Raw genomic sequence first — 12,715 nt, 5'->3', positions numbered from 1 at the left:
GGCGCTCACCGGTCGGCCTTCGACTTGTATCCCCGCCCCCACTGCAACCCCCACCCGTAGAGCCGGTCCAGCTCGCCCTGGAACCCGTACACGAACTGCACCTCGCGCCGCACGATGAGCTCGTCCTTGACGTTCTCGATCATCACGACCGCGCAGGATCGGGCCTGGGGGTGCCGCTCGTCGAGACCTATCTCGATCCGCGGCCCGTTGCTCGGGTACAGCGTCACGATCGCGTGCGTACGGTCGAACGCCGGCGTCTGGTCGTAGATGTACACGAAGACCAGCAGCCGCTTGATCTGGTCCCGGTGGTCGAGGTTGACGTACATCGTCTCGCCGGACGCCGACCCGAACCGGTCGTCCCCGCTGAGCTTCACGTACGGCGGCGCGTTGACGTCCCCCAGCAGGCCGCCGAGGGGCTGGACGACTCCCTTGGTGCCGTCGGCCAGCTCGTACAGACAGCCGAGGTCGAGGTCGACGTTGACCATGCTCTGGCTGTGCCCGAGGACCTCCGGCGGCTTGAGCGCCTTGAAGGGGTGCCTCAGCAGCGACTCCCGCTGGGAGCCCCCGATGTCGGAGGTCCGCATCCGCCAGGTCAGGTTGACGCGCAGGTTCCCGGTCGCCGCGCCCTGCTTGGTCAGCGAGACCCGGTTGTGCCGCTTGGTCAGTTCGATGGCGTTGCTGGCCGCGCTGCCCGAGTCGAAGTCGACCTCGCGGCCGCCTCGGAGTCCGTCCAAGAAGCCCATTCCCGCCCCCATGTTCACTTTGGAGAAGACCGGCGGGGCGGCCGGAGGCCGGCCGCCCCGCTCAGAGCGTTCCTCACCAGGGAGGGTGTCACACCCCGGACGAGACCTCAGTCTTCTCGTCCGAGCCCTGGGCTTTTCCCTCGGCCGCTGCCAGCGCCCTGTTGCGGCGCACCGAGGACAGGAAGGACCAGCCGATCAGGAGGACACCGACCAGGCCGGTGATGATCTCGTGGATCTCGTACTGGATGGTGACCATGAGGATCACCGCGAGGGCGCCGATCGCGTAGTGCGCGCCGTGCTCCAGGTAGACGTAGTCGTCCAGGGTGCCCTGGCGGACCAGGTACACGGTCAGGGACCGGACGTACATCGCGCCGATGCCCAGGCCCAGCGCCATCAGGACGATGTCGTTGGTGATGGCGAACGCGCCGATCACGCCGTCGAAGGAGAACGAGGCGTCCAGGACCTCCAGGTACAGGAACATGAAGAAGGCGGCCTTGCCGGCCATCGCCACGGCCGACTTGGGCTTGCCCTCGCGCTCGGCGCGCTCCTCCTCCTCGTGCTCGCGTTCCTCGTCCTCTTCGAGCTTGTCCTCGAAGTAGCCGGAGAGACCGCCGACCACCATGTAGGTGATCAGGCCCGCGATGCCGGAGATCAGGACGGTCTGCGCCTTGTCCACGTGCGCGCCGCCGTGCTGGTGGGCGTGGGTGGCGAAGGTGAACGCGGTGATCAGCAGGACGACCAGGGCGATGCAGACCGACAGCATGTCGACCTTGCCGAGCTTGGCCAGCGGCCGCTCGATCCAGCGCAGCCACTGGATGTCCCGGTCCTCGAAGATGAAGTCCAGGAAGATCATCAGCAGGAACATGCCACCGAACGCGGCGATCGCCGGGTGCGCGTCGGTGACCAGCTCCTGGTAGTGGTCCTTGTTGTTCAGGGCGAGGTCGACGGCCTCGATCGGCCCCATCTTGGCGCTGATCGCGACGATCACCACGGGGAAGACCAGCCGCATGCCGAACACGGCGATCAGGACGCCGATCGTGAGGAAGATCTTCTGCCAGAAGGCGTTCATCTTCTTCAGGATTCCGGCGTTGACCACCGCGTTGTCGAACGACAGGGAGATCTCGAGGATGGAGAGGATCGCCACCACCCCGAAGCCCTCCCACCCCCCGTAGAGGACCGCAGCGACCAAGCCGAGCGCGGTGACCGCGAACGACCAGCCGAAGGTTTTGAGAACCACTGGCTACCCAATCCGTACGTGTACGGGTTTCCCCCGTGCCGCACTCGGCTTTACGAAACTTTGAAGCGAAGTGTAGTCGGGCACCCTCGAAGCCCGACCCGGCCCCGGCTTTTGCTCATATCGCGTTATGAGACGTTGACCCCGAAGTCGAGGGCGATGCCCCTGAGGCCCGAGGCGTAGCCCTGGCCCACCGCCCTGAACTTCCACTCGCCCTGGTGGCGGTAGAGCTCGCCGAAGATCATCGCGGTCTCGGTGGAGGCGTCCTCGGAGAGGTCGTAGCGGGCCAGTTCCTGGCCGTCGGCCTGGTTGACCACGCGGATGAAGGCGTTGCTGACCTGGCCGAAGGTCTGCCCGCGGTTGTCGGCGTCGTGGATCGACACCGGGAAGACGATCTTGTCGCACCGGTCCGGCACCTGGGAGAGGTCGACCAGGATCGACTCGTCGTCGCCCTCGCCCTCACCGGTGAGGTTGTCGCCGGTGTGCTCGACCGAGCCCTCCGGGCTCTTGAGCTGGTTGTAGAAGACGAAGTACTCGTCACCCAGGACCCGCCCGCTGCTGCACATCAGGGCGCTGGCGTCGAGGTCGAAGTCGGCTCCGGTGGTGGAGCGCGCGTCCCAGCCGAGTCCGACCATCACCTGGGTGAGGTTGGGGGCGGCCTTGGACAGGGAGACGTTCCCTCCCTTGGCGAGCGTGACGCCCATGTGCTGTTCCCTCCCCGAGAGTGTGTTGCTGTGCTGTTCCTGCACGTCCGGCGCCGCACGCAAACCGTGCGGCGCCGGACGAAAAGAGCCGGGGCCGGCCCGGGGGCCTGCCCGGGGGCCAGGTCCTAGACGTTGACGCCGAAGTCCTGGGCGATGCCGCGCAGGCCCGAGGCGTAGCCCTGGCCGATGGCGCGGAACTTCCACTCGGCGCCGTTGCGGTAGAGCTCGCCGAAGACCATGGCGGTCTCGGTGGAGGCGTCCTCGGAGAGGTCGTAGCGGGCGATCTCCGCCTCGCCGGCCTGGTTCACGACGCGGATGAACGCGTTGCGCACCTGGCCGAAGGACTGCTGGCGGTTCTCGGCGTCGTAGATCGAGACCGGGAAGACGATCTTGTCGACGTCGGCCGGGACCGCGGCGAGGTTGACCTTGATCTGCTCGTCGTCGCCCTCGCCCTCACCGGTGATGTTGTCACCGGTGTGCTCGACGGAGCCGTCCGCGCTCTTGAGGTTGTTGAAGAAGACGAAGTTGGCGTCGCTGGCGACCTTGCCGGCCGCGTTCAGCAGCAGCGCGCTCGCGTCCAGGTCGAAGTCGGTGCCGGTTGTGGTGCGGACGTCCCACCCCAGACCGACGATGACCGCGGTCAGGCCCGGGGCCTCCTTGGTCAGCGATACGTTGCCGCCCTTGCTGAGGCTGACTCCCACGAGTCCTCCATAGGTTTGCTGGTTGAGATGCTGCCGGATCAACGATTCGATCCTAGTGACGGGTTCCCGGCACACGCAGTCCCTGGAGGCGAACAATCACAGGGTGTCGAGCGCCTTCACGTACTCGTTCAGGTCGCGGGCGTCCGGCAGGGCGTTGACGACGGTCCAGCGCACCACGCCCTCCTTGTCGATGACGAAGGTGCCGCGCACCGCGCAGCCCTTGTCCTCGGCGAAGACGCCGTAGGCCCGGGAGACCTCGCCGTGCGGCCAGAAGTCGCTGAGCAGCGGGTACTCCAGGCCCTCCTGCTCGGCGAAGACGCGCAGGGTGTGGATGGAGTCGTTGGAGACCGCGAGCAGCTGGGTGTCGCGGTCGGCGAACTGCGGCAGGTTGTCACGCAGCTCGCACAGCTCACCGGTGCAGACACCGGTGAAGGCGAAGGGGTAGAAGAGCAGCACGACGTTCTTGCCGCCGCGGAAGTCGGACAGCTTCACGGTCCGGCCGTGGTTGTCCTTGAGCTCGAAGTCGGGGGCCTTTTCGCCGACCTGGATCGCCATCGCGTGGATGTCCCTTCGGGAGGCTGTTCGAGTGACACGCCCACCCTACGCAGCGATCACCGCAGGAAAGCGGACGGGCCGGTCGCGCCGGCCCGTCCGGTCCTGCAGGGCTACTTCTTGGACTTGGCCGCCTTGGGTGTCACCAGCCGGCTGCCGCTCCAGTCCTTGCCCACACTGACGCTCTTGGAGGCGGAAAGGCCTGCCGTCGTCGCGGCTTCGGAGATGTCACTCGGCTCCACGTAGCCGTCCCGGCCGGTCTTCGGCGTCAGCAACAGGATCGAGCCGCCCTCCTCGATGTACGTGGTGGCGTCCACCAGCACATCGGTCAGGTCGCCGTCCTCGTCACGGAACCAGAGCACCACGGCATCGGCGACGTCGTCGTAATCCTCGTCCACAAGGTCGCTGCCGATGACTTGCTCGATGGCCTCGCGGAGTTCCTGGTCTACGTCGTCGTCGTAGCCGATCTCCTGGACCACCTGCTCGGGCTGGAACCCCAGCCTCACGGCAGGGCTCGTCTCCGCGTGGTCCGCGGTCGCGCTCACGGGTTGCCTCCTGGTCTTGTCTTTGATGGGGGGTCCCCCATGGGGGGAGTCTCAGCCACGCGCGTGCGCGAAGCATTGGCCGTAGTCCACACGGGCGGGGCGGATCGCGCAAGTACCCGGCGTTTCAGACCGCCGAAACGGTGACGTTCCGGAACGTGTCGCCCAACTCCTGGCACATCATCGCGGTCACGTCGTGACGCATGCCACACCTTTCTGCCCTCTTTGCGTGTTTGGGAACCATACCCGGGTACGGACCCCCGGGTTACCCCGGAGTAGAGATGACGTTTGGCCCCCCGAGGTACACGATGGGGAGCGGTGCAGACATACAGAAATACGGCCCTCTGACAGGTAAGGAACAGCGTGGCTTCCGGATCCGATCGCAACCCGATCATCATTGGCGGCCTTCCGAGTCAGGTTCCTGACTTCGATCCCGAGGAAACCCAGGAGTGGCTCGACTCCCTCGACGCCGCCGTGGACGAGCGCGGCCGGGAGCGGGCCCGCTATCTCATGCTGCGGCTCATCGAGCGGGCCCGCGAGAAGCGCGTGGCCGTGCCCGAGATGCGCAGCACGGACTACGTCAACACGATCCCCACCAGGGCGGAGCCGTTCTTCCCGGGCAACGAGGAGATCGAGCGGAAGATCCTGAACGCCACCCGGTGGAACGCGGCCGTGATGGTCTCGCGCGCCCAGCGTCCCGGGATCGGCGTCGGCGGCCACATCGCCACCTTCGCGTCCTCCGCGTCCCTGTACGACGTCGGCTTCAACCACTTCTTCCGCGGCAAGGACGAGGGCGACGGCGGAGACCAGGTCTTCTTCCAGGGCCACGCCTCCCCCGGCATCTACGCGCGCGCCTTCCTGCTCGACCGCCTCAGCGAGGACAACCTCGACGCGTTCCGCCAGGAGAAGTCGAAGGCCCCGCACGGACTGTCGTCCTACCCGCACCCGCGTCTGATGCCGGACTTCTGGGAGTTCCCGACCGTGTCGATGGGCCTCGGCCCGATCGGCGCGATCTACCAGGCCCGGATGAACCGCTACATGCACGCGCGCGGGATCGCCGACACCTCGAAGTCGCAGGTGTGGGCGTTCCTCGGCGACGGCGAGATGGACGAGCCCGAGTCGCTCGGCCAGCTGACCATCGCCGCCCGTGAGGGCCTGGACAACCTGACCTTCGTCGTCAACTGCAACCTCCAGCGCCTCGACGGCCCGGTGCGCGGCAACGGCAAGGTCATCCAGGAGCTGGAGTCGGTCTTCCGGGGCGCCGGCTGGAACGTGATCAAGCTGATCTGGGACCGCACCTGGGACCCGCTGCTGGCGCGGGACCGCGACGGCATCCTGGTCAACCGGATGAACACCACCCCGGACGGCCAGTTCCAGACGTACGCCACCGAGTCCGGCGCCTACATCCGCGACCACTTCTTCGGCGACGACCAGCGCCTGCGCGCGATGGTCGAGGGCATGACCGACGACCAGATCCTGCACCTGGGCCGCGGCGGTCACGACCACAAGAAGATCTACGCCGCGTTCAAGGCGGCCGTGGAGCACAAGGGCCAGCCGACGGTCATCCTCGCCAAGACCGTCAAGGGCTGGACGCTGGGCCCGAACTTCGAGGGCCGCAACGCCACGCACCAGATGAAGAAGCTGACGGTCGACGACCTCAAGGGCTTCCGCGACCGGCTGCACCTGCCGATCTCCGACAAGGAGCTGGAGTCGGGCGCGCCGCCCTACTACCACCCGGGCCGGGACTCGGAGGAGATCCAGTACATGCACGACCGCCGGCTGGGCCTCGGCGGTTACGTCCCCACGCGCGTGGTGCGCGCGAAGCCGCTCGCGCTGCCGGACGACAAGACGTACGCGACCGTGAAGAAGGGCTCCGGGCACCAGTCGATCGCCACGACGATGGCCTTCGTACGACTGCTCAAGGACCTGATGCGGGACAAGGAGCTCGGGCGCCGCTTCGTCCTGATCGCGCCGGACGAGTACCGCACCTTCGGTATGGACTCGTTCTTCCCGAGTGCGAAGATCTACAACCCGCTCGGCCAGCAGTACGAGTCCGTCGACCGGGAGCTGCTGCTCGCGTACAAGGAGTCGCCGACGGGCCAGATGCTGCACGACGGCATCTCGGAGGCGGGCTGCACGGCCTCGCTGATCGCCGCGGGTTCGGCGTACGCGACCCACGGCGAGCCGCTGATCCCGGTCTACGTCTTCTACTCGATGTTCGGTTTCCAGCGCACCGGCGACCAGTTCTGGCAGATGTCGGACCAGCTGGCGCGCGGCTTCGTGCTGGGTGCGACCGCGGGCCGTACGACGCTGACGGGTGAGGGTCTGCAGCACGCGGACGGCCACTCGCAGCTGCTCGCCTCGACCAACCCGGGCTGTGTGGCGTACGACCCGGCGTTCGGGTTCGAGATCGCGCACATCGTGCAGGACGGTCTGCGCCGGATGTACGGCCCGGACAGCGAGGACGTCTTCTACTACCTCACGGTCTACAACGAGCCGATCCAGCACCCGGCGGAGCCGGAGAACGTGGACGCCGAGGGCATCATCAAGGGCGTCTACCGCTACTCCGAGGGCACCTCGGGGTCGATCCCGGCGCAGATCATGGCGTCCGGTGTGGCCGTGCCGTGGGCGGTCGAGGCGCAGAAGATCCTCGCCGAGGAGTGGGACGTCAAGGCGGACGTGTGGTCGGCGACCTCCTGGAACGAACTGCGGCGCGAGGCGGTGGCCTGTGAGGAGTACAACCTGCTGCACCCGGAGGAGGAGCAGCGGGTGCCGTACGTGACGCGGAAGCTGACCGGGGCGCAGGGGCCGTTCGTGGCCGTCTCCGACTGGATGCGGGCGGTTCCGGACCAGATCGCGCGGTGGGTGCCGGGCACGTACCAGTCGCTGGGCGCGGACGGGTTCGGCTTCGCGGACACCCGGGGGGCCGCGCGGCGGTTCTTCCACATCGACGCGCAGTCGATCGTGGTGGGCGTGCTGACGGAGCTGGCCCGGGAGGGCAAGGTGGACCGTTCGGTGCTGAAGCAGGCGATCGACCGGTACCAGTTGCTGGACGTCTCGGCGGCCGACCCGGGTGCGGCGGGGGGCGACGCGTAGTTCCGCGCGTCCCTGGGAAGTCGGAGGGCGGTGCGCTCGAAGGCGCGCCGCCCTTTGCCGTTTCTCTACGATGCGGACATGAAGGAACACTCGGCGCAGGCCCGTTGGGAACAGCACACCCAGCGGCCCCTACTGGCGCTCGCGGTGCTGTTCGCCGTCGCCTATGCCGTGCCGATCGTGGACACCTCGGCGGGACGGTCGCTCACGGCGGTGTGCACGGTGGCCGAGTGGGTGGTGTGGGCGGTCTTCGCCGTCGACTACCTCATGCGGTTGTCGCTCTCCCGGGACCGCCGCGGATTCGTACGGCAGCACTGGATGGACCTGTGCGCCGTGGTGGTGCCGCTCATACAGCCGCTGCGGCTGCTGCGGCTCGTCTCCACGCTGCTGCTGGTGGGACGACGGGCGCGGATGGCCTCGCAGATCAGGGTGACGACGTATGTCGGCGGAGCGGTCGTCGGGCTGCTGATGTTCGGCTCGCTGGCCGTGCTCTCGGTCGAACGGGACTCCCCGAACGGGAACATCAGGACGCTGGGTGACGCGGTGTGGTGGTCCTTCACGACCATGACGACCGTGGGCTACGGCGACCACGCCCCGACGACCGGCCTGGGCCGCATGATCGCGGTCGGGCTCATGCTGTCCGGTATCGCCCTGCTGGGTGTGGTGACCGCGAACATCGCCGCGTGGTTCATCGAGCGCTTCGAGAAGGACGACGTGGAGGAACGCCAGCAGACGGAGGCGATCCGTGCCCTGACGGAGGAGGTACGCGCCCTCAGAGCCGAGGTCGCGGCCCTGCGCAACACATCCGTCGGGGGATGACCCGGGCGCCCGCCGGCGATGATTCCGGGCGCCGCGCGCTCCAGCCGGCTCCGGGACCGAGCCGCGCGAAGGCATGAGGCGGGCCCCCGGTCGTCCCACCGGGGGCCCTCCCTCACGCACCCCGGGTCAGAACATCCCGCTGCCCGGGGAGGCCGCTCCGACGAGCCAGATGATCGCCAGGAGCGTGTCGATGGCGCCCAGAACGAAGGCGACCAGAGCAGGCCAGGCACCGTTGGCACCCGACCAGGTGCGGCCCATGGCGAGCCAGCCGCAGACCAGCGCGACGGGGCCCAGAATGATGCCCAGCACGAAGAAGCCCGCGACCGCGCAGATGACTCCGATGATTCCGAGCGTCGCGCGGTCCGGCCCGGTCCGTGACCACGTCCGGCCACGTGATCGGGGGTACTTGCGCGTTCCCTGTCCGAAGCTCGTCATCATCAACTCCCTGACACCCTTGGTTGGTTGGGTTCGTCTCGGGTTCAACGATGCGAGTACCCCGGTTCCCGGGGTTAATCCTCCGGCCTTGCGGCGCGCCGCCCCCCTCCGGCAGCGCGCCGCAGCGCCGTCCGCCCTCCGCGTCGCACGAGCGTGCCGTGCGGAGGGCTTGACTTACTGTGACCTGCGGCGCGTACCGGAGGCGAGAAATCTTTAGCCTCTTCACCCTGATAGGGGAAGTGCGCTGACGTCTCGTCAGGCGTCAGATGTGACCGACCCCCGCACCCGCCTCCGCGTTCTCGCCGCGCTTGGTGAACAGGGCGACGAGGATCGCGAACGCGGCGACACCCGCGGCGACCAGGGACGCGAGGCTCATGCCGGAGATGAAGGTGTCGTGGGCGACATCAGTGATCTTCGCGACGATCTCCGGCGGGGTCCCCTTGGCGACCGGGGCCACACCCACCTGGACCGCCTCCGAGGCCTGGTCCAGCTGGGCCGGCGTCAGCGCCGGCAGTCCCGCGTCCGTCCAGTTGCCCGCGAGGTCGCCGTCCACCTTGGAGGCCATCACGGCGCCGAGCACGGCCGTACCGAGGCTGCCGCCGATCTGCATCGCGGCCTGCTGGAGACCGCCGGCCACACCGGAGAGCTCCATGGGCGCGTTGCCCACGATGACCTCGGTGGCGCCGACCATCACGGGCGCGAGGCCGAGGCCGAGCAGCGCGAACCAGAGGGACATCAGCGCGCTGCCGGTGTCCGTCTCCAGCGTCGACATGCCGTACATGGCGATCGCCGTGGCCGCCATGCCGCCCGCCAGCGGGATCCGCGGGCCGAGCTTGGTGATCATCGCGCCCGCGAGCGGGGAGCCGACGATCATCATCCCGGTGAGCGGGAGCAGGTGGAGACCGGCGTCGATCGGGCTCATCCCGTGCACGTTCTGGAGGTAGAAGGTCACGAAGAACAGGCCGCCCATGAACGCGATCGCCATGAGGACCATGAGCACCACACCCGCCGACAGCGCCACCGAACGGAACAGCCCGAGCGGGATCAGCGGTTCCTTGACCTTCGTCTCCCAGAGGGCGAACAGCCCGAAGCCCACGACGGAGGCGACGATGAAGGTCCAGGTCAGTCCGTCGCCCCAGCCCCAGGTCGGGGCCTTGATGAGCGCCCACACCAGGCAGAACATGGCGGCGGACAGCAGGGCTATGCCCAGGAGGTCGAAGGAGCGCGGGGCGTTCTCGGCACGGTGGTCGAGGAGGATCAGCACCCCGAGGACGAGGGCGAGGACACCCACCGGCACGTTGATGAAGAACACCGACTGCCAGTTGACGTGCTCGACGAGGACACCGCCGAGGATCGGACCGCCGGCGGTGGAGGCGCCGATGACCATGCCCCAGATACCGATGGCCATGTTGAGCTTCTCGGCCGGGAAGGTGGCCCGCAGCAGACCGAGCGCGGCCGGCATCAGCAGGGCGCCGAACAGGCCCTGCAGCACCCGGAAGGTGACGACCGCGGCGATGGAGCTGGACAGTCCGATCGCGCCCGAGGCGGCGGCGAAGCCGACGACGCCGATCAGGAAGGTCTGGCGGTGGCCGAAGCGGTCACCGAGCTTGCCCGCGGTGATCAGGGCGACCGCCAGCGCGAGGAAGTAGCCGTTGGTGATCCACTGGACGTCCGCGAAGCTCGCCTTGAGGTCGGCCTGGATGGCCGGGTTGGCGATGGCCACGATGGTGCCGTCCAGGGCCACCATCATGACGCCGACAGCCACGGTCAGGAGGGTGAGCCACGGGTGGCCGCGCAGCCCGGAGGCGGGCGCCTGATCCGACGGGGACGGTGACGCCCCGTCCCCCGGTCCCGTCTTGCCGAGGGTGGTCTGACTAGTCATGTGTTCGAGGCTAGTGACAGCCGCTGACAATTGACAAACCAATTCACAAGTCGGTAACTGACACCAATGGAAACACTGCGCGAACGCAAGAAACAACGCACCAGGGAGGCCCTGCTGCGGGTGGCGATCGAGCTCTTCACCACCCGCGGGTACGAGCGGACGACCGTCGACGACATCGCCGACGCCGTCGGGGTCTCGCAGCGCACCTTCTTCCGCTACTTCGCCGGCAAGGAGGACGCGGCGCTCGCCCTGGACGCGATGACGGTGAGCAACTTCGTCGACTCCGTACGCGCCCGCCCGCCGCACGAACCCCCGCTGGAGGCGCTGCGCCTGGCCGTGCTGGAGGGCTGGGACACGCTGCACGAGGTCGTGGAGTCGGTCGTACCGGTGGAGCGGTTCCTGGGCATGTACCGGGTGATCGAGTCGACGCCCGTGCTGCTCGCCGCGCATCTGCGGCGCTCGGCGGAGGCCGAGGAGGTGCTCACCCGGGTGCTGGCCGAACGCGAGGGCCTCGACCCGGCCACCGACCCGCGGCCCAGGCTGCTGGTGGCCGTCTTCAGCGGCGTGATGCGGGTGACGGAACGTCAGTGGTCGACCGACGGAGAGTTCAGTCTGGAGGCGATGCGCGCACTGACGGTCTCCCACCTCGAACTGCTGGGTCCCGCACTGACCGGCAAGTGGTCCCCCTACACCAAAACGTGATCCCCGTCACTGGATTAACCCGAGACCGTCCCGTTCTCCTAGTGTGTCCTTTCAGTGACTTCCTTCGACACCTCCCCGCAACTCAACGTCTGGCGCGCACTGCTCGCGCTGGCCGTGGTGTTCGTGATGCTGGCGACCACTGGCTGGACCGCCCTGCGCAACCAGCGGGAGGCCGGTCCGCTCCAGGCCTCGCTCGAATCCTGGACGCACGGCCGCCTCCACGGAGACCGGCTGCCCGACCCGGACACCGCCCCCGCCCGGCTCACGCACTTCTTCGCCTCGCTCACCTCCCAGGAGCGGGTCCGCCTCGCCCAGCGCTACCCGCTCGCGGTCGGCAACATGAACGGCGCCCCCGTCGCACTGCGCTACCAGGCCAACCGCCTCGCGCTGCTGCAGGCCCGCACCGTCGAGCGCGCCCGCATGCACGACGCCCGGCTCACGCCGGCCGGTCAGCAGGAGGCGGGCCGCCGTATGCACCGCTTCGAGGCGCTGACCGCCCCGGACCGCCACATCCTCGCCTTCGACCCCGAGGGCTCGGGCCGGGTCGCCGAGGTCTTCGGCGATCTCGCCGCGGCGGAGCGGGTCTCCGTGGTCGTGCCCGGCGTCGACACCGACGTGCTCACCTTCCAGCGCACGCATCGCAGTTACTCCGCGCCGGTCGGCATGGCCCAGGCCCTGTACCGGGCCGAGCGGGAGGCGAGCCCGTCCACGCGTACGGCGGTGATCGCGTGGGCGGACTACACGGCACCCGCCGGACTCGGCATCGACTCGGCCACCGCGATGCGCGCCGAGAACGGCGCCGTGCGGCTGAACGCGCTGGTGCGCGCACTGCCCGGCACCTCGCCCGTCTCCCTGTTCTGCCACAGCTACGGCTCGGTGGTGTGCGGGGTGGCCGCGCACCGGCTGCCCGGCCGGGTGGCCGACATCGCGGTGGCCGGCAGCCCCGGCATGCGGGCCTCCGACGCCTCCCACCTGCGCACCACCGCGCGCGTGTGGGCGATGCGGGACGCCGACGACTGGATCCAGGACGTGCCGTACCTGGAGGTGGGCGGGCTCGGCCACGGCGCCGACCCGGTGTCCTCCGCGTTCGGCGCACGCGTGCTGTCCGCGCGGGGTGCGGACGGTCACGCCGGTTACTTCGAGCCCGGAACGGAGAGCCTGCTCAACTTCGCCGAGATCGGCATTGGCGCGTACCGCTCGGTGCACTGCGCCCACGAGGACGAAGCCTGCCGCGCCGGTTTGTCCGGCACGGCCACGGCCGGACGCGCGTAGAGACCGCAGGAAGTGCGGTCTGCGCGAGGAGGGACG

General features: G+C 68.6%; 12 protein-coding genes. 4 read left to right on the top strand and 8 right to left on the bottom strand.

What is annotated here, in order from left to right; translation table 11 throughout:
* Positions 1 to 5: 5 nt before the first annotated feature.
* The 6 genes from AQI94_RS03940 to AQI94_RS03915 all read right to left on the bottom strand — a co-directional run bounded on the left by AQI94_RS03940 (position 6) and on the right by AQI94_RS03915 (position 4,479).
* Positions 6 to 743, bottom strand: coding sequence for a TerD family protein (locus AQI94_RS03940; protein WP_031058969.1), 738 nt, complete (start codon positions 741 to 743; stop codon positions 6 to 8).
* Positions 744 to 831: 88 nt separating this feature from the next.
* The gene (locus AQI94_RS03935; RefSeq protein ID WP_062229582.1) at positions 832 to 1,980 is read right to left on the bottom strand and encodes a DUF475 domain-containing protein; all 1,149 of its coding nucleotides are present in this window, start codon (positions 1,978 to 1,980) and stop codon (positions 832 to 834) included.
* Positions 1,981 to 2,105: 125 nt separating this feature from the next.
* Positions 2,106 to 2,681 (bottom strand): TerD family protein, encoded by a 576-nt coding sequence (locus tag AQI94_RS03930; protein ID WP_031055929.1) that lies wholly within the window; start codon positions 2,679 to 2,681, stop codon positions 2,106 to 2,108.
* A gap of 125 nt (positions 2,682 to 2,806) precedes the next feature.
* Complete coding sequence (locus AQI94_RS03925; protein WP_007381726.1) at positions 2,807 to 3,382, bottom strand: calcium homeostasis/redox stress adaptation protein; 576 nt, start codon at positions 3,380 to 3,382, stop codon at positions 2,807 to 2,809.
* Positions 3,383 to 3,478: 96 nt separating this feature from the next.
* Positions 3,479 to 3,937, bottom strand: coding sequence for a peroxiredoxin (locus tag AQI94_RS03920; protein WP_031055932.1), 459 nt, complete (start codon positions 3,935 to 3,937; stop codon positions 3,479 to 3,481).
* A gap of 110 nt (positions 3,938 to 4,047) precedes the next feature.
* Positions 4,048 to 4,479: a DUF3052 domain-containing protein gene (locus AQI94_RS03915; protein ID WP_020116104.1), complete on the bottom strand. Its 432-nt coding sequence runs from the start codon at positions 4,477 to 4,479 to the stop codon at positions 4,048 to 4,050.
* A gap of 360 nt (positions 4,480 to 4,839) precedes the next feature.
* Between AQI94_RS03915 and aceE the strand changes: the two genes are divergently transcribed.
* Together aceE and AQI94_RS03905 are read left to right on the top strand one after the other, a co-directional pair.
* Positions 4,840 to 7,572 (top strand): pyruvate dehydrogenase (acetyl-transferring), homodimeric type, encoded by a 2,733-nt coding sequence (gene aceE / locus AQI94_RS03910; RefSeq protein WP_031055934.1) that lies wholly within the window; start codon positions 4,840 to 4,842, stop codon positions 7,570 to 7,572.
* 78 nt (positions 7,573 to 7,650) lie between these two features.
* Positions 7,651 to 8,388 (top strand): potassium channel family protein, encoded by a 738-nt coding sequence (locus tag AQI94_RS03905; protein WP_031055937.1) that lies wholly within the window; start codon positions 7,651 to 7,653, stop codon positions 8,386 to 8,388.
* Between the two features lie 126 nt (positions 8,389 to 8,514).
* Here AQI94_RS03905 and AQI94_RS03900 read toward each other — a convergent pair whose 3' ends face one another.
* Both AQI94_RS03900 and AQI94_RS03895 read right to left on the bottom strand, forming a co-directional pair.
* On the bottom strand, positions 8,515 to 8,826 hold the full coding sequence (locus AQI94_RS03900) for a hypothetical protein (protein WP_031055938.1): 312 nt from the start codon (positions 8,824 to 8,826) through the stop codon (positions 8,515 to 8,517).
* A gap of 259 nt (positions 8,827 to 9,085) precedes the next feature.
* Positions 9,086 to 10,705 (bottom strand): MFS transporter, encoded by a 1,620-nt coding sequence (locus tag AQI94_RS03895; RefSeq protein ID WP_031055940.1) that lies wholly within the window; start codon positions 10,703 to 10,705, stop codon positions 9,086 to 9,088.
* A 66-nt stretch (positions 10,706 to 10,771) separates the two neighbouring features.
* On the opposite strand from AQI94_RS03895, the gene AQI94_RS03890 reads away from it, so the two are divergent.
* Positions 10,772 to 11,407 (top strand): TetR family transcriptional regulator, encoded by a 636-nt coding sequence (locus AQI94_RS03890; RefSeq protein WP_031055943.1) that lies wholly within the window; start codon positions 10,772 to 10,774, stop codon positions 11,405 to 11,407.
* A gap of 54 nt (positions 11,408 to 11,461) precedes the next feature.
* Entirely contained in the window at positions 11,462 to 12,679 is a 1,218-nt protein-coding gene (locus tag AQI94_RS03885; RefSeq protein ID WP_031055946.1) for an alpha/beta hydrolase, read from the top strand.
* Positions 12,680 to 12,715: the final 36 nt, after the last annotated feature.

Source organism: Streptomyces pseudovenezuelae (assembly GCF_001513955.1).
In the GTDB taxonomy this organism is placed as follows: Bacteria; Actinomycetota; Actinomycetes; order Streptomycetales; family Streptomycetaceae; genus Streptomyces; species Streptomyces pseudovenezuelae.
This window is presented reverse-complemented; position numbering and strand designations above follow the sequence as displayed.